Source organism: Nocardioides lianchengensis (assembly GCF_900101465.1).
GTDB lineage: Bacteria > Actinomycetota > Actinomycetes > Propionibacteriales > Nocardioidaceae > Nocardioides > Nocardioides lianchengensis.
This window is the reverse complement of the sequence record NZ_FMZM01000001.1, coordinates 697,574-721,745: the sequence shown is the minus strand read 5'-3', so window position 1 is coordinate 721,745 and position 24,172 is coordinate 697,574. Positions and strand designations below refer to the sequence as shown.

Below are 24,172 nucleotides of genomic sequence, written 5' to 3'. Positions count from 1 at the left end.
AGCGGGTGTCGCGGGCTCGGTGATCGAGTGCCCGTGAGGGACGAGCGGGTGTCGCGGGCTCGGTGATCGAGTGCCCGTGAGGGACGAGCGGGTGTATCGAGATTCACCACCACTCGCTGTCGAGCTTGCCCTCCATCGACCGCAGGTGCTCGCGGGAGCAGGTCGGGCAGAAGGTCCGGGTCCGGCCGCGCTCGACGGCCGTGGTCCAGGTGAGCGCGGTGGCCGGGTCGTCGTCCTCGCTCTCCCGGCGGCCGCAGAAGTCGCAGGTCCGCATACCGCCACGGTAGTCCGCCGAGTCAGCACCGCCGGCGCTGACTCGGCGGGAGACGACAGGAGCCGGGCACGACCTCGGTGGTCGTGCCCGGCTCCTGCATCAGACACCCGCGATCAGGGTGCGTCGGGTGGTCGCGTCACAGCGCCCGGGCGAGGGCGAGCCGCGCCTGCTGCGCAGCCTGCTCCGCCTTGCGGGTGAGGCGAGCCGCGCGAGCCATCTGGTGGCCGCGCCGAAGGTGCTGCGCCTCTCCCAGGCGCGCGGACATTTGTGCGCGGGCCAGGTCTTCGTTCATGAGACTCATGTCGGTGCTCCGGTTCAGGTAGGTGAACATGTCGGGTGATGGTCCTTCGGTGGTCAGGCGCTCAGAGCGCGCGGGCGAGGGCGGTACGAGCCTGCGACGCGGCGATCTCCGCGCGGCGGGTCATGCGGTGCGCACGGGCCAGCTGGTAGCCGCGACGCAGCTGCTGCGCCTCTCCCAGGCGCGCGGACATCTGCGCGCGGGCCAGGTTCTCGTGCATGAGGTTCATCTCGGTGGTCCTTCTCGGAGGTGGTACGTCGGGTGGATGGTGGTGCGGATGGTGCTGGCGCCGCTCAGGCGGCGGTCTCGTTCTTGCGGGGCCGGCCCCGGGGCCGCTTGCGCGGGATCACCGCGCCCTGGAGGAAGAGCTGGCCGCCCCAGACCCCCCACGGCTCACGCCGCTCGAGGGCGCCGTCGAGGCACAGGGACCGGACCGGGCACTCCTGGCAGAGGGCCTTCGCGAACTCCACGTCGGCCGGCGACTCGGCGAACCACAGCTCCGGGTTCTTCACCCGGCACGGAAGCAGCTCCTCGTCGACCCGCTCGGCCTCGTCGTGCAGCTGGCCCAGGCTGGCCGCTTCGGTGCGGTCGAGAACACTGATGGTCATGTTTCACCTCCTTCGAATCTGATCGCGTGCGTCTGATGGACAAACAGAAAGGCCGCGTATCCCGGTGTGGGATCCGCGGCCTGGAGGCGAACGACGCAGTGTGTCTCAACTGGTCGGTGGACTCCAGGCAGTGGTCCCCGGGACGTAGGCCGTGGCGAAACCCAGGCCGCCCTTGATCGGGGTGGCGGTGCGCTCGCGCTCCACGGACGTGCCGATGCCGGCAAAGCCGAGATCGGTGCCCCGCACGGACGCGTCGAAGGCGTGGCCGCAGGTGGGCAGGGCGAAGCGCGACGGGGTCTGGACCGTCGTCATGAGCTTGTTGCTGGCCATCGGGAGCCACCTCCTTCGGTGCGTGTCGTGCGCCGGTCTTGCCGGGACCGTGGTGCGCGGTTTGCTTGGTGAGGGAAAGTTACCGTGGGCGCTCGGTAAGGAGCAAACGATTTTATGACTATTTCTGGATTTCTTTTTCAACCGCTCCGACGCAACCTCGCGAGGCCTTCCGGCGTGCGGTCCAGCACGGTCCGGATCCCGCTCAACCACGCGGGATCCAAGGCTCAGACGACCAGCTCGAGGACGTCCTCGCCGTAGCGCTCGACCTTCGAGCGGCCTATACCACTGATGCGCTGCAGTGCCTGGGGCGTGCGGGGCTTGTGCTCGGCGATCAGCTGCAGCGTGGCGTCGGTGAAGATGACGAACGCGGGCACGCTCTCCGCGCCGGCACGGGTCGTGCGCCACTCGCGGAGTCGCTCGAACAGCTCCTCGTCGTACGACGCCGGACAGTCGTCGCAGCGCCCCCGCTTCTTCTCCGCCCCGGTGTCGAGCGGCTTGCCGCACTCGCGGCAGCCCGCGACCTTGCGACTGCGCGGGCGGGCCCGGTCGGCTGTGGCGTCCTCGGGCAGCAGCGGGTCCAGGAAGCGCGAGGGCTTGCGGCCGGCCCGGCCGCCGGGGTTGCGGGCGAGCGCCCAGGAGAGCCCGAGGTCGAGCCGCGCACGGGTCATGCCGACGTAGAGCAGGCGGCGCTCCTCCTCGACCGCGGCCGGGGTGTCGGCGTAGGTGATCGGGAGGGTGCCGTCCTGGAGCCCGCACAGGAACACCGAGTCCCACTCGAGGCCCTTGGCGGCGTGGAAGGTCGCCAGGGTGACGCCGTCGGCCACTGGCGCGTGCTGCTCGGAGGCGCGGCGGTCGAGATCGTCGACGAAGCCGCCCAGGTCGCCTCCTGCCCCGGCGTACTCGATCGCCTGGGAGACCAGGGCCTGCCAGGACTCCCACCGGTCGCGGGTCTGTCCGCGGGTGGTCGGGGCCTCGGAGGTCCACCCCATGCCGGCGAGGGTGCCGTGCACCGTCTCCAGCAGCTCGTCGCCGGTCGCCTCGCCGAGCCCGGAACGGGCGGCTCCCCGGATCCGGGTCACCGCCTCGCGGACCTCGGGACGGTCGAAGAACCGCGCCGCCCCGCGCACGACGTAGGGGATCCCGCGCGCGGCGAGGGCCTCCTCGAACGACTCGGACTGGGCGTTGATGCGGAACAGCACCGCGACCTCGCTGAGCGGCCGGCCCTGCTCGCGCAGGGTCCGGATCCGCGAGGCCACCGACTCGGCCTCGGCCACCTCGTCGGGGTACGGCGTGTAGTTGACCGTCGGCCCCGACGGTCGCTGGGCCTGCAGCCTGACCCCCTGGCTCGACGAGCCGGCCAGCAGCGAGTTGGCCGCCCCCACCACCTCGGGCGACGAGCGGTAGTTGCGCACCAGCTCGACCGAGGTCGTCCCGGGGAACTTCTTGCCGAAGTCGCGGAGGTAGTCGGCGTTGGCGCCGGCGAAGGAGTAGATGGTCTGGGCGGGATCACCCACGACGCAGAGCTCGTCGCGGCCGCCGAGCCAGAGGTCGAGCAGGGCCGACTGCAACGGCGAGACGTCCTGGAACTCGTCGACGACGAACCATTTGTACTGCCGGCGGACCTGGGCCGCGACCCGCTCGTCGTCGGCGAGCAGGCCGGCGGTGAAGAGCAGGACGTCCTCCATGTCCATCCGGCCCTGGGTGCGCTTGACCTCCTCGTAGCTGCCGAAGACCCGCCCGACCGTCTCGGGGTCGTGACCGGTCACCGAGCGGCCCCGCGACGCGGCCACGCGGGCGTAGTCGTCGGGGTGGACGTTGCTGACCTTGGACCACTCGATCTCCGAGGCGAGGTCGCGCAGCAGTGCCTGGTCGGCGGAGATCCGCTGGCGCCGGGCGGCGGAGGCGAGCAGCCCGATCTTGGACTCGATCAGCTGGGGCAGCTCGGTGCCGTGCACCGTCGGCCAGAAGTAGCGCAGCTGGCGCAGCGCGGCGGAGTGGAAGGTCCGGGCCTGGACTCCCCCGGCTCCGAGCTGGCGCAGCCGCCCGCGCATCTCGCCGGCCGCCCGGGTCGTGAACGTGACCGCGAGGACCTCGGTCGGAGCGTAGACGCCGGTCGCGACGCCGTGGGCGATGCGGTGGGTGATCGCCCGGGTCTTGCCGGTGCCGGCTCCCGCGAGGACCCGCACCGGACCGCGCAGCGCCTCCGCGACCCGGCGCTGCTCGGGGTCGAGGGCGGCGAGGAGCTCGGCGGGCGCGGGGGGCATCGAGGGAACATCTCCTGGGGACCGGTGGTTGGATCTGATGGCAGCTCCAGACCCTAGACGCCGGAGGCGACAGTTCGAATGGCCAGCACGTTCACGATGTACTCGACCCCCTGGTGCGGCTACTGCCACCGACTCAAGAGCCAGCTCGACCGCGAGGGCATCGCCTTCGACATCGTCGACATCGAGCAGGTCCCGGAGGCCGCGGCCATCGTCGAGGCGGCCAACAACGGCAACCAGACGGTGCCGACCCTGGTCTACGCCGACGGCACCGCCCAGACCAACCCGAGCCTGATCCAGGTCAAGGAGAAGCTGGCCTCGCTGGCCTCCTGAGCGCTACCACTGGCCGGGCAGCGGCCCGCCGTACCAGTGCTCGACGAGTGAGCGGCTGATCGAGACGCCGCGCGGCAGCACCACCCGACCCGACTCCGCCTCGGCGCGGAGCTCGGCCCGGGTGAACCAGCGCGCCTCCTCGATCTCGTCCTGGTCGACCTCGATCTCGGTGGAGGTCGCCCGGCCGATGAAGCCCAGCATCAGGCTGGCGGGCAGCGGCCACGGCTGGTTGCCGAAGTACTCGACGTCGCCGACGAGCACCCCGGTCTCCTCGGCGACCTCGCGCCGTACGGCGTCCTCCAGCGTCTCGCCCGGCTCGCAGAAGCCCGCCAGCGTCGAGAACCGGCCCGCGGGCCAGACCGCCTGGCGGCCGAGCAGGCAGCGCTCGTCCTCGGCGCCGGGCTCACCCGCGGCGACGATCATGATCACGGCGGGGTCGGTGCGAGGGAACTGCGTGCGGCCGCACTGCGTGCACCTCAGCTCGTGCCCGGCGGCCCGCGGCTCGAGCCCGCCGCCGCAGCGGGGGCAGAAGCGGGTCACGAAGAGCCATTCGGCCAGGCCGATCGCGTGCAGGAGCAGGGCCCCGTCGCCGAGCGTCCCGTCGGCCAGCGGGGCGAGCAGGTCGCGGACCCCGAACCAGTCCCCGCCCTCCTTGGCCAGGCCCGCGTCCGTGACCACGGCGAACCACGCCTGCCCGTCACGCTCCCCCAGCAGCACCCGGACGCCGTCCGGCGCCTCGTCCGGAGCGACCCAGTCGAGCCGCCCGTCGCGCGGCTGCACCCGGGTCCCGGCGACGACGAGCACCCGGGTCGCCCGGTCGGCCCAGCGCTCCTCGAGCCAGGCCTCGTCCTTGCGTCGTACGCCGATGCGGTCGTGGGGGTTCTCGACGATCCGGAGGTGGGGCTGGGTCACGTCCCGAAGGCTATGCCGAGCCCCTGTGGAGAACTCCGCCGAGTCGGCGCACAGGTGCGCCGACTCGGCGGGATCATCCACAGGCAGCCAGTCTTTTTGACAATCGTTCTCATTTTTGTTGAGAATCGTTCGCATGTTGAGAGCGCTGAGCACCCTGCCCCTGGCCGCCCTGCTGCTGACCGCGTGCGGGACCGAGGACGACTCCTCCTCCCCCGCCACCGCCCCCTCGTCGGCCCCCTCGGCCTCCTCGGACGCCGTCGAGACCGCGGGACCCGAGGAGCGCGTCGCCGTGACGTACGACGGCGGCGTGCTCGTGGTGCGCGCGGAGGACGGCGAGGTGCTGCTCGACCAGCCGGTCGAGGGCTACCCGCGGCTCAGCCCCGCCGGCGACGAGCGGCACGTGATGGTCAGCGCGGCCGGCGGGTTCACCGCCCTCGACCTCGGCGCCTGGACCGAGGAGCACGGCGACCACGGGCACTCGTTCACCGTCGACCCGACGCTGACCGACTTCGTGGTCGCGGCCGAGGAGCCTGGACACGTGGTCCCCCACCACGGCCGGACCGCGCTCTTCGACGACGGCACCGGCACCATCACCGCCTTCGACCCGCACGACCTGGCGGACCTCGCCGACGGCGAGCCCGCGCTCGACACCTGGGAGCTGCCCGAGGCCCACCACGGGGTCGCCGTGCAGGACGGCCACGGCAACCTGACGCACACCGTCGGCGACGAGGAGTCGCGCTCCGGGATCCGGGTCACCACCGCGGCCGGGGCCGAGCTCGCGGCCAGCGACGAGTGCCCCGGCGTGCACGGGGAGGCGTTCGCGGGCGACGTCGCCGTCTTCGGCTGCGAGGACGGCGTGCTGGTCGTCGAGGGGCGGGACATCCGCAAGGTCGCGAGCCCGGACGCGTACGGCCGGATCGGGAACCAGGCCGGGCACGAGACGTCGCCGTACGTGCTCGGGGACTACAAGTCCGACCCCGACGCCGAGCTCGAGCGGCCGACACGGGTGTCCCTGATCGACACCCGCGACGCGACGCTGCGGCTGGTCGACCTGCCCGCCAGCTACACCTTCCGGTCCCTGGGTCGCACGCCCGACGGCGACGGGCTGGTCCTCGGCACCGACGGGGCACTGCACGTGGTCGACGCCGAGCGCGGCCGGGTCAGCGCGTCCCTGCCGGTCGTCGACGCCTGGGAGGAGCCCATCGAGTGGCAGGAGGCCCGGCCGACGCTGCGCGTCGCCGGCGACACGGCGTACGTGACCGAGCCCGCGACCAGCGAGCTGCACGTCGTCGACCTGACCACGATGAGGACGACGGCCACCCACGCGCTGCCGGTCGTCCCGGACGAGCTGGTCGCCGTCACGGGCTGACCCTTCCTAGGGTGGGCGTCATGAGCACGCACCTCGGCGCCCACCCCGGCGACATCGCCCCCCTCGTCCTGATGCCCGGCGACCCGCTGCGGGCCCGCTGGATCGCCGACACGTTCCTCGACGACGCCCGGTGCTACACCGAGGTGCGCGGGATGTACGGCTTCACCGGCACCTGGCGCGGCCAGCGGGTCTCCGTGCAGGGCTCCGGGATGGGCCAGCCGTCGCTGGCCATCTACGCCCACGAGCTCTTCAAGGAGTACGACGTGCAGCGGGTCGTCCGCGTCGGCTCCTGCGGGGCGATGACCGAGCGGGTCGCCGTACGCGACATCGTGATCGCGTCCGGCGCCTGCACCGACTCGTCGATGAACCGGCTCCGCTTCGAGGGCCTCGACTACGCCCCGGTCGCCGACTTCGGGCTGCTCCGCGCGGCCCACGACGCCGCGCTGACCGTCGCCGGTGACGCGGGCGTGCACGTCGGGCTGATCTACAGCAGCGACTCGTTCTACCCGGCCCGGCCCGAGCTGTCGGCGCGGCTCGTCGAGCACGGCGTGCTGGCGGTCGAGATGGAGGCCAGCGCGCTCTACACGATCGCGGCATCGTACGGCCGGAAGGCGCTGGCCGTCTGCACGGTCTCCGACCACCTCGTGACCGGCGAGGAGACGACCGCGCAGGAGCGCGAGCAGACGTTCGGGGCGATGGTCGAGATCGCGCTGACCGCGGGCCTCTCCCCCGACCTCAGTCCTGCGTGAACGCCTTGCGGCCCAGCACGACGACCCCGGCGCCGAAGAAGCCCAGGCAGGCGAAGCCGATCCCCTGGTAGTCCTCGTCGCCGACGGCGACCCAGAGACCGCCGACGACGGCGGGGATCGCGCACATCAGCGCGAGCAGGAGCAGCGGCCAGGAGACACGGGAGCGCACGTGTCGAGGATGTCACTCGCCCCGGCGGAAGGCACAGGCGGTCCGGCGCGTTCTCCCGACGTGTCCGATCTGCCCGACGTCCTCGACTCGCTCGTCATCGGCGCCGGCCAGGCCGGGCTGTCGGCGTCGTACCACCTGCAGCGGCGGGGCCTGCAGCACGTGGTCCTGGACGCGGACGCCGCCCCGGGCGGGGCCTGGCAGCACCGCTGGGACTCGTTGAGCATGCACGACGTGCACGGGGTGGCCGCGCTGCCGGACGCGGAGCCGCCCGGGGAGGACACGGGGCGGGCCAACGTCGCCGTACCGGCGTACTTCGCGGCGTACGAGCGGGAGCACGGGCTCCCCGTCGTCCGCCCGGTGCGCGTCGACCGGGTCACCGAGGACGACGGCCTGCTCGTCATCCGGGCCGGCGAGCGGAGCTGGACCTCGCGCACCCTGGTGAACGCGACCGGCACCTGGACCCAGCCGTTCGTCCCGCGCTACCCCGGCATGGACACCTTCGTCGGCGAGCAGCTGCACACCCACGACTTCCCGGGCGCCGAGCACTTCCGCGGCCGGCGCGTCGTGGTCGTCGGCGGCGGCGCCTCCGCGGTGCAGTTCCTCGGCGAGCTGGCACCGCTCACCGACACCCTCTGGGTCACCCGCCGCGCGCCCGTGTGGCGCACCGACGACTTCAGCCCCGAGGCCGGCCGGGCCGCCGTCGCCTTGGTCGAGGAGCGGGTACGGCGGGGGCTGCCGCCGGCCAGCGTCGTGAGCGTGACCGGCCTGGCCCTGCGACCGCAGGAGCGCGAGGCGGAGCGGCTCGGCGCCTACGACCGGCAGCCGATGTTCGCGTCCGTGGAGCCGGACGGGGTGCGCTGGGCCGACGGGCGGTTCGAGCACGTCGACGTGATCCTGTGGGCCACCGGGTTCCGGCCGGCCATCAGCCACCTGGCCCCGCTGCGGCTGCGCTCGCCTGCGGGCGGCATCCAGCTGGACGGCACCACGGCCGTCGCGGACCGCCGGGTGCAGCTGGTGGGCTACGGTCCCTCGGCCAGCACCATCGGCGCGAACCGGGCCGGACGTGCGGCGGCCCGCGGCGTCGCCGAGTGGATCGGCGACACCGCGGGCCTGCGTCCGACTCCGGGCGGAGCCTGAGCTACTTGCCGCCGACCTTCTTGGCCACCAGGCCACCGAGGGCGACGACGGCGATGACGAGGACGAGCTTCTTCAGCATGGCGATTCTCCGATCGGCTGGGGTCAGGTGTGCGGGCCCATTCAACCGGTCGTGAGCAACCGCTCCAGCGCGGCGCGCCCGGGCAGGTCCGGCGGCTCGACCAGCTCGCCGGTGCGGACGTGGAAGAAGGCCGCCCGGACCTGCTCCAACGGGACGCCGTGCAGCTCGGCCCAGGCCACCCGGTAGATGGCCAGCTGGAGCGGCTCCGGCTCCAGGTGACGCCCGGTCTTCCAGTCGACCAGGAGGTAGCCGTCGCCCTCGCGGTAGACCGCGTCGATGCGCCCTCGGACGACCTGGCCGGCCAGCACCAGGGCGAACGGGGGCTCGACCGCGTGCGGGACCCGGTCGGCGAACGGCCCTGCCTCGAAGCTCGCGACCAGCTCGGCGAGCTCCGCGTCGTCGGCGATCCCGGTGTCGGCGCGGCCCGGGAGCTCGTCGGGGTCGAGCAGCAGCTGCTGGCCGAAGCGACTCTCCACCCAGGCGTGGAAGCGGGTGCCGAACCTCGCGGCCGACGACGGGCGCCGCGGCATCGGCCGGGCCAGGTCGCGGGCGAAGGCCTCCGGATCGTCACGCAGCCGGGCCAGGGAGGTCGCGGAGAGACTCGACGGCAACGGGACCTCGACGACCGTGGAGCGGTCGCGGGCAGCCTCCTCGAGAAGGCGGTCGATCTCGGTGTCCCACTGGGCCACCCGGTCGAGGAGGAGCACGTCCCCCAGGTCGTCAGCCGCGGCAGGGTCGGCCGCGCGCACCCGGGCCGCCGCCTCGACCCGGCGCTCGACCTCGCGGGTGTGGTGGGAGATCGGCCAGGCCAGGTCGGTCGCGGCCTCGGCGTACGGGTTCGGGTCGTCCTTGGCGGGCTTGTCGCGCCACGCGTCGGGCACGGCGCCCCAGGTCTCCATCGCCTCACGGGTGAGCTGGAGGTAGCGCGACGGGCCGAGGGCGCCCTTGCGCTGCGGCGCCCAGCAGTACGCCGACACCCAGTGGGTGTGGCGCGCGCGGGTCCAGGCGACGTAGCCGAGCCGGAGCTCCTCGAGCGCCTCGTGCTCCTTGGCCCGCGCGCTCAGCGCCTTCAGGTCGTCGGGCGTGTGACCGGTGAGCGCCGGCAGGTCGCGGGCGTCACCCCGCAGCGCGGTCGGCATCACGAAGGGCACCGTGAGCCAGCTGGACCGGCTGCGGTTGGTGGGGAACTTCTGGTCGACGACGCCGACCAGGAAGACGACGTCCCACTCCAGACCCTTGGCCCGGTGGACGGTCAGCAGCTTGACCGAGTCGGCCTCCGAGGGCGTGGCGACGTCGAGGCCCTGGCCGAACTCGTCCTCGGCCTCCAGCCACGCGAGCAGGGCGGCGAGGGTCACCTGTCCGTCGACGGCCTGGAACTCGGCGACCGCCTGGACGAACAGGTCGAGGTTCTCGCGCCGGGCCGCCGCGGCCGGGCTCACCGAGGCCGCGAGCTCGACGTCGATGCCGGTCACGTCGACGATCCGGCGGACCAGGTCGAGCAGCGGCTCCCCGATCGAGCCGCGCAGGCGGCGCAGCTCGCCGGCGAGCAGCCCGAACCGTTCCCGGGCCTCGGGTGAGTAGTCGAGGTCGCCGGGGTCATCGAGGGCGTCGCAGAGCGCCGCGATCTCGGTCGGGTCGGCCCCCTCGACCGCGGCTCCCAGCTCGGCCTGCAGGTCGCTCAACGTCGTGGCCCGCACCGACGGTCCACCGCCCGCGAGCTCACGGGCGCGGCTCCCCAGCAACGCGAGGTCGCGCAGCCCGATCGCCCAGCGCGGGCCGGCGAGCACCGTCAGGAGGGCGGCGTTGGCCGTCACGTCCTGGACGAGGGTGAGGGTGGCGACCACCTCCGCCACCTCGGGGAGCCGCAGCAGGCCCTTGAGCCCGACGATCTCGACGGGGACCTCCTGGGCGGAGAGCGCGTCGAAGACCGCGGCCGCGTGGGCGTTGTCGCGCACCAGGACGCCGATCTCCTTCCAGGTGGGCTCGTCGCTGCGGGCGGCCAGGGCTCGGTGGGTCGCGACCACCTCGGCGGCCAACCACCCGAGCTCGTCGTCCCAGGTCTCGTGGACGACGGCACGGACCTCGCCCGGGTCGGCCCCGGGCTTGGGCTCCAGCGGGCGCAGCTCGGGGCGGTCGGCGTACAGGCCCTCGGCGAGGTGGTTGGCCGCGGCCAGGATCCGCTCGTCCGAGCGCCGGTTGACGGTGAGCGGGTAGGTGCGGGTCGCCCCGACGGACGACGGGAAGTCCTGGCCGAACTCCAGGATGTTCGACACCGAGGCGCCCCGCCATCCGTAGATGGCCTGGTTGGGGTCGCCGACCGCCGTCACCGGGTGGCCCAGCCCCTGCTCGGGGTCGGGACCGCTGAACAGCCGGCTCAGCATCAGCGCCTGGGCGACCGAGGTGTCCTGGTACTCGTCGAGGAGCACCACCTTGAACTTGCCGCGCTCGAGCTCGCCGACCTCGGGGCAGTCCTGGACGAGCCGGGCCGCCAGGGCGATCTGGTCGGAGAAGTCCATCAGCCCGTGGTGGGTCTTCAGCCGGCGGTAGGCGTCGACCAGCCCCAGCAGCTCGCCCCGCTTGTCGATGGCGGCGATCGCCTTCTCGTTCACCGCGCGGTAGGTCTTGCGGTGCTCGGTGGCGATCCCTGCCTCGAGCAGCGGGCGCTGGACGGCGTCGTGGGCCCGCACCTGGTCGGGCGTCACGAGGTGCTCGCTCATCTCGCCGTCGAGGGCGAGGAGGTACTGGACGACGTGGCTGGGTGAGTCGGTGAGCTGGTCGACGGCCGAGGTGTAGCGCTGCACGGCCCGCGCCGCGAGCTGGTAGCGGCTGGCGTCGGCGATCAGCCGGGTGTCGGGCTCGTGCCCGATCCGCAGGCCGTGCTCGGAGAGCAGGGTCGAGGCGTAGGCGTGGTAGGTCGCGACCGTGGGCTCCTCGAGCTCCTCCGGTTCGTCCTCGGCCGACCCTGGCTGGACGAGACGTACGCCGCGCTCCGGGAGCAGGCCGGCCTGGCGCAGGCTCTCGCGGATCCGGCTCTGGAGCTCGGCGGTGGCCTTGGTGGTGAAGGTCAGGCCCAGGACCTCGTGGGGGCGCACCCGGCCGGTGGCGACCAGCCAGACGACCCGGGCCGCCATCACCGTGGTCTTGCCGGAGCCGGCCCCGGCGATCACGACCACCGGCTCCAGCGGCGCCGTGATCGCGGCGAACTGCTGGTCGCTGAAGGCCCACTCGGCCCCCATCAGCTCGCGGAGCTGCTCGGGGGTGGTGATGTCGTGCACCGGTGGTGCCTGCGTGGCGGTCACGAGAGCACCGATCCCGCCGTCTTGTCGGGGCACAGGGCGTGGAAGGTGCAGCGGTCGCAGTGGGCGCCCGGTCGCGCGACGAAGTCCTCGTCGCGCAGCACGGTCGCGGCCGCCACCAGCTGGTCCTCGACGAAGCCCGGCCCCTCGACGGGCGGCGCCTGCCGCTGGACCTTCGGCAGGTCGGCGCCGTGGCGCAGCTGCACCAGCTCGGCACCCCCGGGCCGACCCGGGCGGTCCGCCTCGGGCAGCCAGGCGTCGGCCGCGCCGTGCTCGACGGCCAGCTGGTAGAGCCCGAGCTGGCTGTGCCGTTCGACTTGGGGGCCGGTGGGCGGGTACTTGCCGGTCTTGAGGTCGATGACGACCACCCGGCCGTCCTCCTCCACCTCCAGCCGGTCGGCGTAGCCGTGCAGGCGGACCAGTTGACCGTCGGGGAGGGTGACCTCGGCCTGCATCCGGGGCTCGGTGGCCAGCACCGGCCGGGCGCCGGGACGCTCGTGCCAGGCCACGAACCGGGCCAGGGCGTCCCGGACCGCGGCGCGCTCCCGGGCGCGCGACCAGGGGGTGCGGAACTCCAGCCGCTCCCAGACCTCGTCGACCAGCGGCATCAGGTCGCCGTCGACGTCGACCGGTGAGGCGATCTCGCCCTTCGCGACCCGGTCGGCCACCGCGTGCACGACCTTGCCGAAGCCCTGGCTGGCCGAGCTCACGACCGCGCCGCCGGCCTCCCGCGTGAGGAACCACTGCGCCGGACAGGTGATCAGGCCCTCCAGGGTGCTCGCCGAGATCGTCAGCGGCCGGTCGGTGGGCCGCACCGGCTGGGCCGCCCGGGTCGGCGCCCGCAGCCCCCACCACGAGGCCGGGTCGGCGGCCGCAGCCACCGCACGGCCCTGCACGTCGGTCGCGGCCAGTCGGCTCAGCCGCCGGGCCGCGGCCGCCCGCAGCGGCTCGGGCTGCTCGGGGTCGGCGAGGGTACGACGAAGCTCCGCGACCAGCCCGCTCATCGACAGCGGACGACGGGGCCGGCCGACCAGGTGGACCGGGTCGCGGCCGAGCTCGTGGAGGAATCGCGACGGCTGCTCGCCCTCGTCGTCGGCCGAGGCGACGGCGGTGACGACCAGCCGCTGACGGGCCCGGGTCGCGGCGACGTAGAAGAGCCGACGCTCCTCGGCCAGGATCGCGCCGCGAGTGAGCGGCGGCAGCAGGCCGTCGCGGCTGATCCGGTCGGCCTGGAGCAGGGTGTCGCGCCGCCGCAGGTCGGGCCAGGAGCCCTCCTGCACGCGGGCCACGACGACCAGGCGCCACTCCAGGCCCTTGGACCGGTGGGCGGTGAGCAGGCGTACGGCGTCACCGCGGACCCCGCGGTCGGCCAGGGTGTCGGCCGGGATCTCCTGCGCGCTGAGCGTCGCGACGAAGGCCCGGACGCTGGTGTGGCCGCGCTGCTCCTCGGCCCGGGCCGCGGTCTCGAACAGCGCGCAGATGGCGTCGAGGTCGCGGTGGGCGAGCCGGGCGCCGTGCCCACCGCCGCGGGTGGCGTGGCGCAGCCGGCGCCCCCAGTCGGAGCCCTCCCAGAGCGTCCAGAGCACCTCCTCGACGGTCGCCCCGCCCGCGAGCTCGGCCCGGGCGCGGGCGACGAGGACCGCGAGCCGCCGGGCCCGGGTGGCCGCGTCACCGGGCAGGTCGGCCAGCAGGCCCGGCTCCAGCACGGCCCGGCGTACCAGGTCGCGCGGGGCCGCCTCCGGGTCGCGCTCGCGCAGCGCGCGGGTCAGGGCGCGCACGTCGGTCGCGTCGAGCGACCCGAGCGGCGAGGTCAGCAGCGCCTCGGCCCGGTCGGCGCCGACGTGGTCCTGGGCGGCCGGGTCGTCGACGTCGGCGTCGCCGACCACGGCCAGCGCGGCGAGCAGCGGGACGACGGCCGGCTCGCGGACCAGCGGGGTCTCGTCGCTCGCGACCTCCACCGGAACCCCGGCCGCGACCAGCGAGCGACGCAGACCGGGGATCTCGGCCCGACCGGACCGCACCAGCACCGCCATGTCCGACCAGGCCACGCCGTCCTCGAGGTGGGCCCGGCGGAGCAGGTCGGCGACGTGCTCGACCTCGGCCCGCGCGGTGTCGAAGGTCAGCGCCTGGACCGTGCCGGGGCCGAGCTCGTGGGCGACCGGGGCCGGGTCGCGGAACGCGGCGTACGCCGACGCCGGGATCGAGCCCGTCACGCCGATGCCGGCCGCGATCGAGCGCGAGGCCCGGAGCAGTCGCGAGCCGAACCGCCGGGTCGTCGCCAGGGCGACGACCCGGGCCGGCGAGCCGTCGGCCTGCGGGAACTGGCGCGGGAAGTCGAGGATGCCGCGGACGTCGGCGCCGCGGAAACCGTAGATCGACTGGTCGGGGTCACCGACGACCGTCAGGTCACGGCCGTCGCCGGCCAGCGCCCGCAGCAGGGCGACCTGGCTGGGGTCGGTGTCCTGGTACTCGTCGACGAAGACGTGGGTGACCTCGCGCCGCAGCTGGTCGCGGTGGAGGTTGGCCTCGATGACCGCGCGCGCGACCAGGTCGGGGTAGTCGACGGCGCTCTGGTCGCCGAGGACGTCGAGGTACTGGCCCAGGAAGAAGCCGGCCGCGGCCAGCTCGGGGGCGTTCTCACGCTCCCCGAGCTCGACCAGCTGGTCGGGGTCGAGGCCCCGCTCGCGGGCCCGCGCCAGCACCGCGTGGACCTCCTTGGCGAATCCCCGGGTGCCCACGGCGGCGCGGAGGCCGGCCGGCCAGCGCACCGACTCGGGGTGGTCGGTCAGCAGCTCCTGCAGCACGACGTCCTGCTCGGGCGCGGACAGCAGGCGCAGCGGGGCGGCGTACAGCTCGGCGGGCGCGAAGCGCCGCACCAGCGCGTAGGCGAAGGAGTGGAACGTCGAGCTGAGCGGCGTCGCCATGGTGCGCCCCAGCCGGGCGGTGACCCGGTCGCGCAGCTGCTCGGCGGCCTTGCGGGAGAACGTCAGCGCCAGCACCTGGTCGGGCCGGGCACCGGCCTCGACCCGCGCCACGATGGCCTCGACCAGGGTGGTGGTCTTGCCCGTGCCGGGGCCGGCCAGCACCAGGAGCGGGCCGCCGGCGTGGTCGACGACCTGCTGCTGGTGCTCGTCGAGGATGGGCGCCGCCGGGACCTCCGACGCGCGGCGCAGCCGGAAGGCCGGCGTCTCGGTCGTGGGGGCGCTCATGCCGGGGTCCCCGCGGAGGCGTGAGCGAAGCGAGCGGCTTCGTGGGGGAGGCTCATGTGTCCATCACAGCACCCGCCGCCGACAGGACGACGCAGCACCCGCGACGATGGGCACATGACGACCAGGACCGTGGCCATCCTCGCGTTCGACGACATGGAGGTCCTCGACTACGCCGGCCCGTACGAGGTGTTCAACGTGGCCGGCGAGCTGGGAGCCGGCCACCCGTTCGAGGTCTTCTCGGTCGGGCTGAGCACGGCGCCCGCGGTCGGGCGCGGCGGGTTCGCGGTGCTGCCGACGTACTCCCTCGAGGACGCGCCGCCCTGCGACGTCCTCGTGGTGCCCGGGGGCGCGGGCACCCGGCCACTGCTGGCCGACGAGCGGCTGCTGGCCTGGCTGCGGGAGCGGGCGGGCGAGGTCGACCTGCTGGTGTCGGTCTGCACCGGGGCACTGCTGCTCGGCGCGGCCGGGCTCCTCGCGGACCGGCCCGCGACGACCCACCACGACGCGTTCGACGAGCTGGCCGCGATCTCTCCGACCACCGAGGTGGTGCGCGGTGAGCGGTACGTGCGCTCCTCCGACGCCGTCCTGACCTCGGCCGGGGTCTCGGCGGGGATCGACTGCGCGCTGCATGCCGTCGAGCTGCTCGCCGACCAGGACACGCGCGACCGCGCCGTCACCGAGATGGAGTGGGGCTGGCGGTCCTGACGCTGCTCGGCGTGGGGACGGCTCGCGGACTCGCGCAAAGGTTCATCGGCTGGCCGATGAAACTCACGCCGGGACGATGAACCTTCGTCGTCCCGGCGGGAGCTTTGTCGGCCAGCCGATGAAACTCTCCGACGACCCCCCTCAGCCCAGGTCGACGATCGCGGCGACCGGACCGCCGCCATCGGGGCCCTGGTGGGCGGCGGAGACCGACACGAAGACGGCCGGGTCGCCGGTGACGGCAGCGGTGACGCCGCCGACGGCCGCCTTGATCTGGCGGTGCCAGTGCACGTCGGAGTCGTCGAGCATCGCGTTGCGGCGACCGCGGACGGTGCCGTCCTGCGAGGCCTCGCACTTGAGGAAGACGTTCACCAGCTTGCCGTCGAGGTCGCTGGTGCGGGGCCGCTCGGGCAGGTCCAGGCCGGCGGAGCGGATGGCCTCCCAGATCCCGTCGGCGTCGAGGGCGTCGGTCATCACCGAGTGGCCGATCCGGTAGCGGCCGCCGACGCCGGTCGCGTTGCCGACCACGACGACCTGGGCCCGGTCGAGCTCGACGCCCGAGGAGCAGGAGGCGACGGAGGAGTAGAGCGAGCGGTCCTTCAGCACGTCCTCGTCGCGCGGCATCTCGATCTCCCCGAGGGCGACGGCGATGCCGAGCGCCGTACCGCCGTTGGAGACGTCCATCGAGTAGAGGGTGTCCTCGGTGAAGACGTCCTTCCCGCGGGACTTGGCGTCCTCGATGGTGCTGAGGGTGAGCAGCGGGGTCTTGGTCTGGACGTAGTGCACGTCGGCGGTGTCGGTGATGCCGGCCCGCTCCATCGCGACCTTCACCGCATCGGCGACCTTGGTGACCATCCCGCTGCGCCCGATGTCCTCGGGCAGCAGCACGTCGCTCATCGCGAAGCCCACGGTCAGCCGGGACTCCTCCGTCGGCTCCGCGTCGACGGTGGCGAAGATCGTGGCGTGCGGGCTGATCACGCCGTCGGTGCCGCCGGACCACACGATCGGGACCTGCTTCACGGCCTCGCCGTCGGCGCCGCCGGCGACCAGCGCCTCGCGGAAGGCCCGGTCGGCGATGATCCGCGTGTAGTCGTTCACGCCGCCGTTGCCCTCGGTCTTGCCGATGATCGCGACCACCCGGCTCGCCTCGAAGACCCCCTCGTCGAGGAGCTTGGTGAGCTCGCTGGCGTCGGCGACGGAGTGGATCGGGACCTTGCGGACCTCGATGGCGCTGGGCATGGGCGTTCCTTCCTCAGGGGAGTACGACGGTGCCGGCGGCACCGTCGAGGGCATCGGTGATGTGCTGCAGGCTGGTGATGACGGCCCGGGACCCGCCGCGCTCGACGAACCGGCACGCCGCGTCGACCTTCGGGCCCATCGAGCCGCTGGCGAAGTGGCCCTCCGCGGCGATCCCGCGGAGCTCGGCCACGCTGACCTGGCCGAGCGGGCGAGCGTCGGGCGTGCCCCAGCCGACCACGGCGTTCGGCACGTCGGTGGCGATGACGAGCACGTCGGCGCGCAGGTCGCGGGCGAGCACGGCCGCGCCGAGGTCCTTGTCGATGACCGCCTCGACGCCGCGCAGCCGGCCGTCCGCGTCGACCACCACCGGGATCCCGCCGCCGCCGTTGGCGACGGTCACGAAGCCGGCCGCCACCAGGGCCTCGACCGCGGCCAGGTCGACGATCTCGAGCGGCTCGGGCGAGGCGACCACCCGCCGCCAGCCGCGGTCGCCGCGGTCCTCCCACGTCTCGCCGTGCTCGACGAGCAGCGCGGCGTCGGCGGCGGGCAGGTAGCGGCCGATCGGCTTCGTCGGCCGGGTGAACCCGGGGTCGTCCCAGGCCACGAGGGTGCGGGTGACCACGGTCGCCGTACGACGGTCCACGCCGCGCTCGCGCAGGGCCGCGTCGAGCGCGTTCATCAGCACGAACCCGAGCGTCGCCTGGGTCTGGGCCCCGCACCAGTCCAGCGGCACCGGGGGTACGACGGCTGCGGCGAGCTCGTTCTTGACCAGCAGGTTGCCGACCTGGGGCCCGTTGCCGTGGGTGAGCACCACGTCGACCCCGCGGCCGACCAGATCGGCGACCGCCGCGGCCGCGGTCGACGCCGCCGCGATCTGGTCCTCCGGCCGGGCTCCGCCGTCCGCGCTGGTCATGGCGTTGCCGCCGAGCGCGAGCAGGACCCTCATGCGACGAACCTAGGCGTCCCCCGACCGGCGGACATTGGCGACATCTGCCAACGGAACGGCCCGATCGCCGTCATCGACCCCCGGCGACCCGCAGCGTCGTCCCCGTGACGTACGACGCCGCGTCGCTCAGCGCGAACGCGACCACCGACGCCACCTCCTCCGGCTCGCCCGCGCGGCCCAGCGGCACGAGCGGCCCGACCCGGTCGACCCGGCCGGCCTCGCCGGCGTCCTCGTGGATGCGGGTGCGGACGATGCCGGGCGCGACGCCGACCACCCGGACCCCGTCGCCGGCGACCTCCTGGGCGAGGCCGACGGTGAGCGCGTCGACGCCGGCCTTGGCGGCGGCGTACTGGACGTACTCCCCCGGCGAGCCGAGCGTGGCGGCGCCCGAGCTGATGTTGACGAGCACGCCGCCGGCACCGCCGTACGAGCGGCCGAGCGAGCGGACGGCGGCCCGGGCCACCAGCAGCGCCGCGGTGAGGTTGAGGTCCACGGTGCGTCGTACGACGTCGACCGGGGTCTCGGCGAGCGGTCCGAGGTGCAGCGTCGCCCCGGCGTTGTTGACGACGCCGGTCAACGGACGCGGCGCGGCGGCGAACAGGTCGTCGACGGCAACCGGGTCGGTGAGGTCGCCGGCGACGAGGGCCACCGACGCGCCGAGCTGCGCCGCCGACGACGCGCACGCGTCCGCCGCGGCCGCGTCGTCGCGGTAGCCGAGCACCAGGTCGTGGCCGTCGGCCGCGAGCCGGAGCGCGACCGCCCGTCCGATGCCGCGGGTGCCGCCGGTGACCAGGGTGAGGGGACGCATGCGCCGATCAGAACACGAAGTAGCGCAGCCAGACGTAGAGCCAGGCCACGGTCAGGGACACGAAGGTCACGACCAGGCCCTTCTTGGTGAACTCCCAGAAGGTGATCGGCCGCCCGGCGCTGTGCGCGATCCCGAGGACGACGACGTTGGCCCCGGCCGCGACCGCGGTCGTGTTCCCGCCCAGGTCGGCGCCGAGCGCGAAGGCCCACCACAGCGGGTTGCCGGACGAGGTGTCGCCGGACGCGGCGACCAGATCCTGCACGATCGGCACGGTGGCCGCGGTGTAGGGGATGTTGTCGACGAAGCCGCCCACCACCGCGGACCCGAAGAGCAGGGTCGTGGACGCCAGCAGCGGCCGGTCGCCGAGCGCGGAGGCGGCCGCCTCCCCGATCGCGCCGATCACGCCGACCTGGACCAGCCCGCCGACCAGCACGAAGAGGGCCATGAAGAACACCAGGGTCCCCCACTCGACCTCCTCGAGGAACTCCTCCGAGGTGGTCCGGGTCAGCAGCACCATCGCCCCGGCGCCCATCATCGCCACGATCGACGGGTCGAGGTGGAGCACCGTGTGCAGCCCGAAGGCGACCATCACCAGCGCCAGCACGACCAGGCAGACCGCGAGGCGCCGCGGGTCGCGGATGGCGGTCGCCGGATCCAAGTCCTCCGGGGTCGCCACGGTGGGCTCCACGCGCAGCTCGCGCCGGTAGAGGAACCGGCACAGCACGACCAGCACGGCCACGATCACCACCGTCACCGGGAGCGTGTGGACCAGGAAGTCGTTGAAGCTCAGCCCGGCCCGGCTGGCGATGATGATGTTGGGCGGGTCCCCGATCAGGGTCGCGGTGCCGCCGACGTTGGAGGCGAAGACCAGCGTCACGAGGTACGGCGTCGTCGGCAGCCCGAGGCGCGCGCAGACCGAGAGCGTCACCGGGGCGACCAGCAGCACCGTGGTGACGTTGTCGAGGAGCGCGCTCGCCGCCGCCGTCACGACCATCAGCAGCGCCATCAGCCGGGCCGGTCGCCCGCGCGAGGCCCGGGCCGCCCAGAGCGCGAGGTACTCGAACAGGCCGGTCTGCTTCAGCACCCCGACGATCACCATCATCCCGAAGAGCAGGAAGACGACGTTCCAGTCCACGCCGGTGTCGTGGTCGAAGAAGGCGCTGTCGGCGTCGACCAGCCCGAGCAGGGTCATCGCGGCGACCCCGCCCAGGGCCGCCGCGACCCGGTCGATCCGCTCGGTGGCGATGAAGGCGTAGGCGACCAGGAAGACCCCGATCGCGGCGGCGGCGATCACCGGCCCGCCACCCCGGCGTACCAGCCGGCGAGCCGGCCGTGGTCGCTCACCGCGCGCAGCCGCGCCTCGATGGCCGGGCCGTGCTCGCGCGGTGCGGCCACGAGCACGTGGTCGCCGTCGCGCAGGACGGTCGTCGGCGCCGGCGCGAAGATCTCGCCGTCGCGGACCAGCAGCGAGACGGCCGCCCCGACGGGCAGCCGCAGCTCGGCGATCTCGACCCCGACCAGTCGGGACCGCTCGGGGACGGCGAACTGCAGCAGCGCGGCGTCGATGTCGTCGAGGGGGGCGGAGTCGATGGCCACGTCGCGGGGGTTGTGCGGGCGGGCCGCGCCCGTCCGGCGGGCGACCCAGGGCAGCGTCGGCCCCTGGAGCAGCGTGAACAGGACGACGAGCAGGAAGACCACGTCGAAGATCCGTTCCGCGCCGGGCAGGCCGACGCTCATCGGGATGGTGGCGAGCACGATCGGTACGGCGCCGCGCAGGCCGGCCCAGCTGATGAAGACCTGGTCGCGCCAGGGCACCCGGAACGGCGTCGCGCACAACACCACGGACAGCGGCCGCGCGACGAGGGTCAGCGCTCCGCCCACCACGAGCGCGGTCGGGAGCGCGTCGAGCAGCCGCGCGGGGCTGGCCAGCAGCCCGAGCAGGATGAACAGCCCGATCTGGGCCAGTCCGGCGAGCCCGCCGGCGAAGCTCTCCGTGGTCGAGCGGTGCGGGAGCCGGGCGTTGCCGAGCACGAGGGCGGCGACGTAGACGGCCATGATCGGGCTGGCGCCGACCACGCCGGACAGGGCGAAGGCCAGGAAGGCGATCGCCAGCGTGGCCAGCGGGTAGAGACCGGACGCCGGCAGCGCGCTGCGCGCCAGCAGCCAGGTCCCGGCGACCGCGACCGCCACGCCCACGAGCACCCCGACCAGCAGCTGGTAGCCGATCTGGCCGGCGATGCCGAGGGCCCCCGCGCTCTCCCAGGCGTCCGAGGTGACCACGGTGACCAGGACGATGACCGGCGGGTCGTTGAAGCCCGACTCGGCCTCCACGGTGGCGCGCAGCCGGCCCCGGACGGGCAGCTGCCGGAGCACCGAGAAGACCGCGGCCGCGTCGGTCGAGGAGGCGACCGCCCCCAGCACGATCGCGGTGCGCAGGTCGACGTCGAGGACGACGTACACGAGGCCCGTGGTGACGGCGACGCTGATGAAGACCCCGACGGTCGCCAGCACCCCGGCCAGCGGCGCCACCGGGCGGACGACGCTCCAGTCGGTGGTGAAGCCGCCCTCGGCCAGGATGACCGCGAGGGCCACGGTGCCGAGCACCTGGGTCAGGTCGGCGTCCTCGAAGTGCAGCCCGAGGCCGCCCTCGCCGATGGCCAGCCCGATCGCCAGGTAGATCAGCAGGCTCGGCAGCCCGGCCCGGCTGACCAGACGGACGGCGGCCACGGCGGCCAGCAGCACCGCGGCACCGACCAGGACGACGACGTTGAGCTCGGCCGTGGTCACCGCAGGACCACGTCGAGCTCGACGACCGCCAGGCCGCCGACCTCCAGGTCGCCCAGGTCGGCGACGTCGCACGCCACGACGGCGGCCACCAGCTCGTCGGCCAGGCCGGTCTCGGCCCGCTCGCGCGCCTGGTCGACGGCGTCGGCCGGCTCCCCCGGGCGGGGCGGTACGACGGGCAGCACCGCCTCGGCCAGCAGCCGGACCTCGTGGCCGTCGCGGGTCGTCGCGCGCACGCTGATGGCGACCGGCTCGGGATCCATCGCGACGACCTCGACGGTGTCCAGCAGCGGCCAGCGCCAGGCCGGCCCACCGCCCACGACGCGCCGTACGACGCCGCGCCGGCTGACCACCAGCAGGTGCTCCCGCGGGGTCCATCTCACGCTGGCGCCGGCGAGCGCGGCCAGGAGGGACAGCACCAGCAGGCCCACGACCACCGTCGCCGCTGGCTCCTCCACATCGCCTCCCGACCGCTCTCGTCCGGCACGCTCGAGTGTTCGCGAGCGAGCGGCCGCGGACCATGGGGGCTACCACCCATCTCGGGCTCGCCGGGTCCGGCCGGACCCGGCCACGTGGGAGGCTGGCGGGGTGCGCACCTGGACGCTCCCCCTCTACTGGCGGGTGTGCCTGATCAACGGCACCGTCTTCCTCGCCGGGACCCTCGCCCTGCTGCTCCTGCCCGTCAGCGTCTCGCGGCGCACGGTGGTCTCCGAGGCGCTCGTGCTGACCCTCGGGCTCGCCGTGATGCTGGTGACCAACGCGCTGCTGCTCCGCGCGAGCCTCGCGCCGATCGACCGGGTGGTGCGGCAGATGGCGACCGTCGACCTGCTGGAGCCCGGGCAGCGGCTGCCCACGGGCACCCGCGGGCCGGGCGCCCGACTGGTCGCCAGCTTCAACGCGATGCTGGACCGGCTGGAGGCGGAACGCAGCGGCAGCGACGCGCGGGCCCTGGCCGCGGAGGAGGAGGAGCGGCACCGGATCGCCCGGGAGCTGCACGACGAGGTCGGCCAGCAGCTGACCGTCGTACTCCTCGGTCTCAAGCAGGTGCAGCGCCGCGCACCGGCCGAGCTGGTCGAGGAGCTGGAGCTGGTCCGGGAGAGCGCCCGCGCGGGCCTGGACGACGTACGACGGGTCGCGCGCGAGCTGCGCCCGGGCGTGCTCGACGACCTCGGCCTGCACAGCGCGCTGGCCGCCCTCGCGACCGGGTTCTCCGCGCACGGCGGCGCGACCGTACGCCGCTCGATCGCGCCCGGGCTGCCCGCGCTGCCGCCGGCGACCGAGCTGGTCGTCTACCGGGTCGCCCAGGAGGCGCTCACCAACGCCGCGCGGCACGCGCGGGCCACGCGGGTCGAGCTGACCCTGCAGCGGCTCGGCGACCGGGTGGTGCTCGGGGTCGCGGACGACGGCCGCGGGCTGGTCGCGGACGCGGCCGGGGCCGGCCTGCGGGGCATGCGGGAGCGCGCCCGCTCGGTGGGCGGGTTGCTCGAGATCGACAGCGCCCCGGGGCAGGGCACCCGGGTCCGGCTGAGCGTCCCGGTGGACCCGTCGTGAGCCCGACGCGGATCCTGCTGGCCGACGACCACGGACTGGTGCGGCGCGGCGTACGACTGATCCTGGACCAGGAGCCCGACCTCGAGGTGGTCGCCGAGGCCGGCGACGGGGCGGAGGCCGTCGCGCTGCTGCGGGAGGTCCCGGTGGACCTGGTCGTGCTCGACATCGCGATGCCGCGGATGACCGGGCTGCAGGCGGCCCGCGAGATCGCCCGCCGCCGCGAGCCCCCGCGGGTGCTGATGCTGTCGATGCACGACAACGAGCAGTACTTCTTCGAGTCGCTGAAGGTCGGGGCCAGCGGCTACGTGCTGAAGTCGGTGGCCGACGAGGACCTGGTCGCCGCCTGCCGGTCGGCCATGCGCGGCGAGGCGTTCGTCTACCCGGGCGCGATGAGTGCCCTGGTGCGCGACTACCTCGACCGGCTGCGCCGCGGCGAGCGCGTCCCCACGACCGTGCTGACCGAGCGCGAGGACGAGGTGCTGAAGCTGATCGCCGAGGGCCTGTCGTCGAAGGAGATCGCGACCGCGCTCACCATCAGCGTGAAGACCGTCGAGCGGCACCGCGCCAACATCCTGGCTCGCCTCGGCATGCGCGACCGGACCCAGCTGGTGCGGTACGCGATCCGGGCGGGGCTGGTCGAGCCTTAGTTGGGGTAGTCCGTCACACAGGGGTTGCTTACTCGCGGGTAACCAACCCCCGTGTGACGGACTACCCGGACGCCAGCTCGAAGTCGGCGAAGTCGAACCCGGGCGACACCAGGCAGCTGACGAGTGCGTCGGCGGCGGACGGGACCGTGCGCTGCCAGACGCCCGCGGGGACCAGGACCTGAGGGTGGGCGGCGTCGCAGACCTCCGCCGTCGGCTCCCCCGGCCGTACGTCGGTGCCGCCCAGCTCGAGCGTCACCGCGCCGGTGTGGGCCAGCCAGATCTCGTCGGAGGCGACCCGGTGCCAGGCCGAGGACTCCCCGGCCGGCAGCAGGAAGTGGATGAGCGTCGCGGTCGGACGGACCCGGCCGTCGGGCAGCGTCACCTCGACCGGGGAGGCCCAGGTCTGGCGGTACCAGCCGCCCTCGGGGTGCGGTTCCAGGCCGAGCACGTCGGCGAGCGGCGGTCGCATGC

25 protein-coding genes are annotated in these 24,172 nt (G+C 74.0%); 7 read left to right on the top strand and 18 right to left on the bottom strand.

The genetic code is table 11. From position 1 onward, the window contains the following. Positions 1 to 103 precede the first annotated feature (103 nt). The 6 genes from BLT76_RS25575 to BLT76_RS03515 form a co-directional block, all read right to left on the bottom strand. Positions 104 to 274 (bottom strand): hypothetical protein, encoded by a 171-nt coding sequence (locus BLT76_RS25575; protein ID WP_170866923.1) that lies wholly within the window; start codon positions 272 to 274, stop codon positions 104 to 106. A 136-nt stretch (positions 275 to 410) separates the two neighbouring features. Next, a complete protein-coding gene (locus tag BLT76_RS03530) occupies positions 411 to 605 on the bottom strand; it encodes a hypothetical protein (protein ID WP_090850769.1) in 195 nt (64 codons plus the stop codon). Between the two features lie 31 nt (positions 606 to 636). Next, positions 637 to 801 carry a hypothetical protein gene (locus tag BLT76_RS25570; protein ID WP_170866922.1) on the bottom strand — a complete coding sequence of 55 codons (165 nt, stop codon included), beginning with the start codon at positions 799 to 801 and terminating at the stop codon, positions 637 to 639. Positions 802 to 865: 64 nt separating this feature from the next. Beyond that, positions 866 to 1,180, bottom strand: coding sequence for a WhiB family transcriptional regulator (locus tag BLT76_RS03525; RefSeq protein WP_090850767.1), 315 nt, complete (start codon positions 1,178 to 1,180; stop codon positions 866 to 868). A 105-nt stretch (positions 1,181 to 1,285) separates the two neighbouring features. Next, positions 1,286 to 1,510 (bottom strand): hypothetical protein, encoded by a 225-nt coding sequence (locus BLT76_RS03520; protein ID WP_090850764.1) that lies wholly within the window; start codon positions 1,508 to 1,510, stop codon positions 1,286 to 1,288. A 224-nt stretch (positions 1,511 to 1,734) separates the two neighbouring features. Continuing rightward, positions 1,735 to 3,774 carry an ATP-dependent DNA helicase UvrD2 gene (locus BLT76_RS03515; protein ID WP_090850762.1) on the bottom strand — a complete coding sequence of 680 codons (2,040 nt, stop codon included), beginning with the start codon at positions 3,772 to 3,774 and terminating at the stop codon, positions 1,735 to 1,737. 78 nt (positions 3,775 to 3,852) lie between these two features. Between BLT76_RS03515 and BLT76_RS03510 the strand changes: the two genes are divergently transcribed. Further along, entirely contained in the window at positions 3,853 to 4,104 is a 252-nt protein-coding gene (locus BLT76_RS03510) for a mycoredoxin (RefSeq protein WP_090850760.1), read from the top strand. A gap of 3 nt (positions 4,105 to 4,107) precedes the next feature. Here the strand turns inward: BLT76_RS03510 and nudC are convergent, their stop codons facing one another. Further along, the gene (gene nudC, locus BLT76_RS03505) at positions 4,108 to 5,016 is read right to left on the bottom strand and encodes an NAD(+) diphosphatase (protein ID WP_090850757.1); all 909 of its coding nucleotides are present in this window, start codon (positions 5,014 to 5,016) and stop codon (positions 4,108 to 4,110) included. A gap of 133 nt (positions 5,017 to 5,149) precedes the next feature. Between nudC and aztD the strand changes: the two genes are divergently transcribed. Both aztD and deoD read left to right on the top strand, forming a co-directional pair. Further along, positions 5,150 to 6,385: a zinc metallochaperone AztD gene (gene aztD, locus BLT76_RS03500; RefSeq protein ID WP_090850755.1), complete on the top strand. Its 1,236-nt coding sequence runs from the start codon at positions 5,150 to 5,152 to the stop codon at positions 6,383 to 6,385. Positions 6,386 to 6,405: 20 nt separating this feature from the next. Further along, positions 6,406 to 7,134, top strand: coding sequence for a purine-nucleoside phosphorylase (gene deoD / locus BLT76_RS03495; protein WP_090850883.1), 729 nt, complete (start codon positions 6,406 to 6,408; stop codon positions 7,132 to 7,134). Here the strand turns inward: deoD and BLT76_RS03490 are convergent. Further along, complete coding sequence (locus tag BLT76_RS03490; protein ID WP_090850753.1) at positions 7,121 to 7,303, bottom strand: hypothetical protein; 183 nt, start codon at positions 7,301 to 7,303, stop codon at positions 7,121 to 7,123. The two genes, deoD and BLT76_RS03490, sit on opposite strands and share 14 nt — an antisense overlap. A 60-nt stretch (positions 7,304 to 7,363) precedes the next feature. Here BLT76_RS03490 and BLT76_RS03485 point away from each other — a divergent pair, with 60 nt between their 5' ends. After that, positions 7,364 to 8,440 (top strand): NAD(P)-binding domain-containing protein, encoded by a 1,077-nt coding sequence (locus BLT76_RS03485; protein ID WP_244509228.1) that lies wholly within the window; start codon positions 7,364 to 7,366, stop codon positions 8,438 to 8,440. A 1-nt stretch (position 8,441) separates the two neighbouring features. On the opposite strand, the gene BLT76_RS26510 is transcribed toward BLT76_RS03485, so the two are convergent. From BLT76_RS26510 to BLT76_RS03475, 3 genes are read right to left on the bottom strand one after another with little or no spacing between them, the layout of a single operon-like run. Further along, entirely contained in the window at positions 8,442 to 8,564 is a 123-nt protein-coding gene (locus tag BLT76_RS26510; RefSeq protein ID WP_257024063.1) for a hypothetical protein, read from the bottom strand. Next, the gene (locus BLT76_RS03480) at positions 8,561 to 11,818 is read right to left on the bottom strand and encodes an ATP-dependent helicase (RefSeq protein ID WP_244509227.1); all 3,258 of its coding nucleotides are present in this window, start codon (positions 11,816 to 11,818) and stop codon (positions 8,561 to 8,563) included. The genes BLT76_RS26510 and BLT76_RS03480 overlap by 4 nt, the downstream gene beginning before the upstream one ends. Continuing rightward, on the bottom strand, positions 11,815 to 15,024 hold the full coding sequence (locus BLT76_RS03475) for an ATP-dependent helicase (protein WP_090850749.1): 3,210 nt from the start codon (positions 15,022 to 15,024) through the stop codon (positions 11,815 to 11,817). The genes BLT76_RS03480 and BLT76_RS03475 overlap by 4 nt, the downstream gene beginning before the upstream one ends. 114 nt (positions 15,025 to 15,138) lie before the next feature. Here BLT76_RS03475 and BLT76_RS03470 point away from each other — a divergent pair, with 114 nt between their 5' ends. Next, a complete protein-coding gene (locus BLT76_RS03470; protein ID WP_218856217.1) occupies positions 15,139 to 15,729 on the top strand; it encodes a DJ-1/PfpI family protein in 591 nt (196 codons plus the stop codon). Positions 15,730 to 15,870: 141 nt separating this feature from the next. Here the strand turns inward: BLT76_RS03470 and bar are convergent, their stop codons facing one another. The 6 genes from bar to BLT76_RS26285 all read right to left on the bottom strand — a co-directional run bounded on the left by bar (position 15,871) and on the right by BLT76_RS26285 (position 21,961). Continuing rightward, positions 15,871 to 16,965 (bottom strand): barbiturase, encoded by a 1,095-nt coding sequence (bar, locus tag BLT76_RS03465; RefSeq protein WP_090850747.1) that lies wholly within the window; start codon positions 16,963 to 16,965, stop codon positions 15,871 to 15,873. A gap of 13 nt (positions 16,966 to 16,978) precedes the next feature. After that, positions 16,979 to 17,911, bottom strand: coding sequence for a carbamate kinase (locus tag BLT76_RS03460; RefSeq protein ID WP_090850745.1), 933 nt, complete (start codon positions 17,909 to 17,911; stop codon positions 16,979 to 16,981). 70 nt (positions 17,912 to 17,981) lie between these two features. Then, positions 17,982 to 18,719 (bottom strand): SDR family oxidoreductase, encoded by a 738-nt coding sequence (locus tag BLT76_RS03455; protein WP_090850743.1) that lies wholly within the window; start codon positions 18,717 to 18,719, stop codon positions 17,982 to 17,984. 7 nt (positions 18,720 to 18,726) lie between these two features. Beyond that, positions 18,727 to 20,013: an ArsB/NhaD family transporter gene (locus BLT76_RS03450; RefSeq protein ID WP_090850741.1), complete on the bottom strand. Its 1,287-nt coding sequence runs from the start codon at positions 20,011 to 20,013 to the stop codon at positions 18,727 to 18,729. Continuing rightward, positions 20,010 to 21,506, bottom strand: coding sequence for a potassium/proton antiporter (locus tag BLT76_RS03445; RefSeq protein ID WP_090850739.1), 1,497 nt, complete (start codon positions 21,504 to 21,506; stop codon positions 20,010 to 20,012). The genes BLT76_RS03450 and BLT76_RS03445 overlap by 4 nt, the downstream gene beginning before the upstream one ends. Beyond that, on the bottom strand, positions 21,503 to 21,961 hold the full coding sequence (locus BLT76_RS26285; protein WP_244509226.1) for an SPFH domain-containing protein: 459 nt from the start codon (positions 21,959 to 21,961) through the stop codon (positions 21,503 to 21,505). Before BLT76_RS26285 ends, BLT76_RS03445 begins: the two co-directional genes overlap by 4 nt. 130 nt (positions 21,962 to 22,091) lie before the next feature. Here BLT76_RS26285 and BLT76_RS03435 point away from each other — a divergent pair, with 130 nt between their 5' ends. Beyond that, positions 22,092 to 23,054: a HAMP domain-containing sensor histidine kinase gene (locus BLT76_RS03435; protein WP_218856830.1), complete on the top strand. Its 963-nt coding sequence runs from the start codon at positions 22,092 to 22,094 to the stop codon at positions 23,052 to 23,054. After that, positions 23,051 to 23,701: a response regulator gene (locus BLT76_RS03430; protein ID WP_090850732.1), complete on the top strand. Its 651-nt coding sequence runs from the start codon at positions 23,051 to 23,053 to the stop codon at positions 23,699 to 23,701. The genes BLT76_RS03435 and BLT76_RS03430 overlap by 4 nt, the downstream gene beginning before the upstream one ends. 61 nt (positions 23,702 to 23,762) lie before the next feature. On the opposite strand, the gene BLT76_RS03425 is transcribed toward BLT76_RS03430, so the two are convergent. Then, on the bottom strand, positions 23,763 to 24,170 hold the full coding sequence (locus BLT76_RS03425) for a cupin domain-containing protein (protein WP_090850730.1): 408 nt from the start codon (positions 24,168 to 24,170) through the stop codon (positions 23,763 to 23,765). Between the last annotated feature and the right edge of the window lie 2 nt (positions 24,171 to 24,172).

Coding starts and splice junctions, on each gene's coding strand:
- BLT76_RS25575 (WP_170866923.1), bottom strand. CDS start 274: ATGCGGACCTGCGACTTCTGCGGCCGCCGGGAGAGCGAGGACGACGAC.
- BLT76_RS03530 (WP_090850769.1), bottom strand. CDS start 605: ATGTTCACCTACCTGAACCGGAGCACCGACATGAGTCTCATGAACGAA.
- BLT76_RS25570 (WP_170866922.1), bottom strand. CDS start 801: ATGAACCTCATGCACGAGAACCTGGCCCGCGCGCAGATGTCCGCGCGC.
- BLT76_RS03525 (WP_090850767.1), bottom strand. CDS start 1,180: ATGACCATCAGTGTTCTCGACCGCACCGAAGCGGCCAGCCTGGGCCAG.
- BLT76_RS03520 (WP_090850764.1), bottom strand. CDS start 1,510: ATGGCCAGCAACAAGCTCATGACGACGGTCCAGACCCCGTCGCGCTTC.
- BLT76_RS03515 (WP_090850762.1), bottom strand. CDS start 3,774: ATGCCCCCCGCGCCCGCCGAGCTCCTCGCCGCCCTCGACCCCGAGCAG.
- BLT76_RS03510 (WP_090850760.1), top strand. CDS start 3,853: ATGGCCAGCACGTTCACGATGTACTCGACCCCCTGGTGCGGCTACTGC.
- aztD (WP_090850755.1), top strand. CDS start 5,150: ATGTTGAGAGCGCTGAGCACCCTGCCCCTGGCCGCCCTGCTGCTGACC.
- deoD (WP_090850883.1), top strand. CDS start 6,406: ATGAGCACGCACCTCGGCGCCCACCCCGGCGACATCGCCCCCCTCGTC.
- BLT76_RS03475 (WP_090850749.1), bottom strand. CDS start 15,024: ATGAGCGCCCCCACGACCGAGACGCCGGCCTTCCGGCTGCGCCGCGCG.
- BLT76_RS03470 (WP_218856217.1), top strand. CDS start 15,139: ATGACGACCAGGACCGTGGCCATCCTCGCGTTCGACGACATGGAGGTC.
- bar (WP_090850747.1), bottom strand. CDS start 16,965: ATGCCCAGCGCCATCGAGGTCCGCAAGGTCCCGATCCACTCCGTCGCC.
- BLT76_RS03460 (WP_090850745.1), bottom strand. CDS start 17,911: ATGAGGGTCCTGCTCGCGCTCGGCGGCAACGCCATGACCAGCGCGGAC.
- BLT76_RS03455 (WP_090850743.1), bottom strand. CDS start 18,719: ATGCGTCCCCTCACCCTGGTCACCGGCGGCACCCGCGGCATCGGACGG.
- BLT76_RS03425 (WP_090850730.1), bottom strand. CDS start 24,170: ATGCGACCGCCGCTCGCCGACGTGCTCGGCCTGGAACCGCACCCCGAG.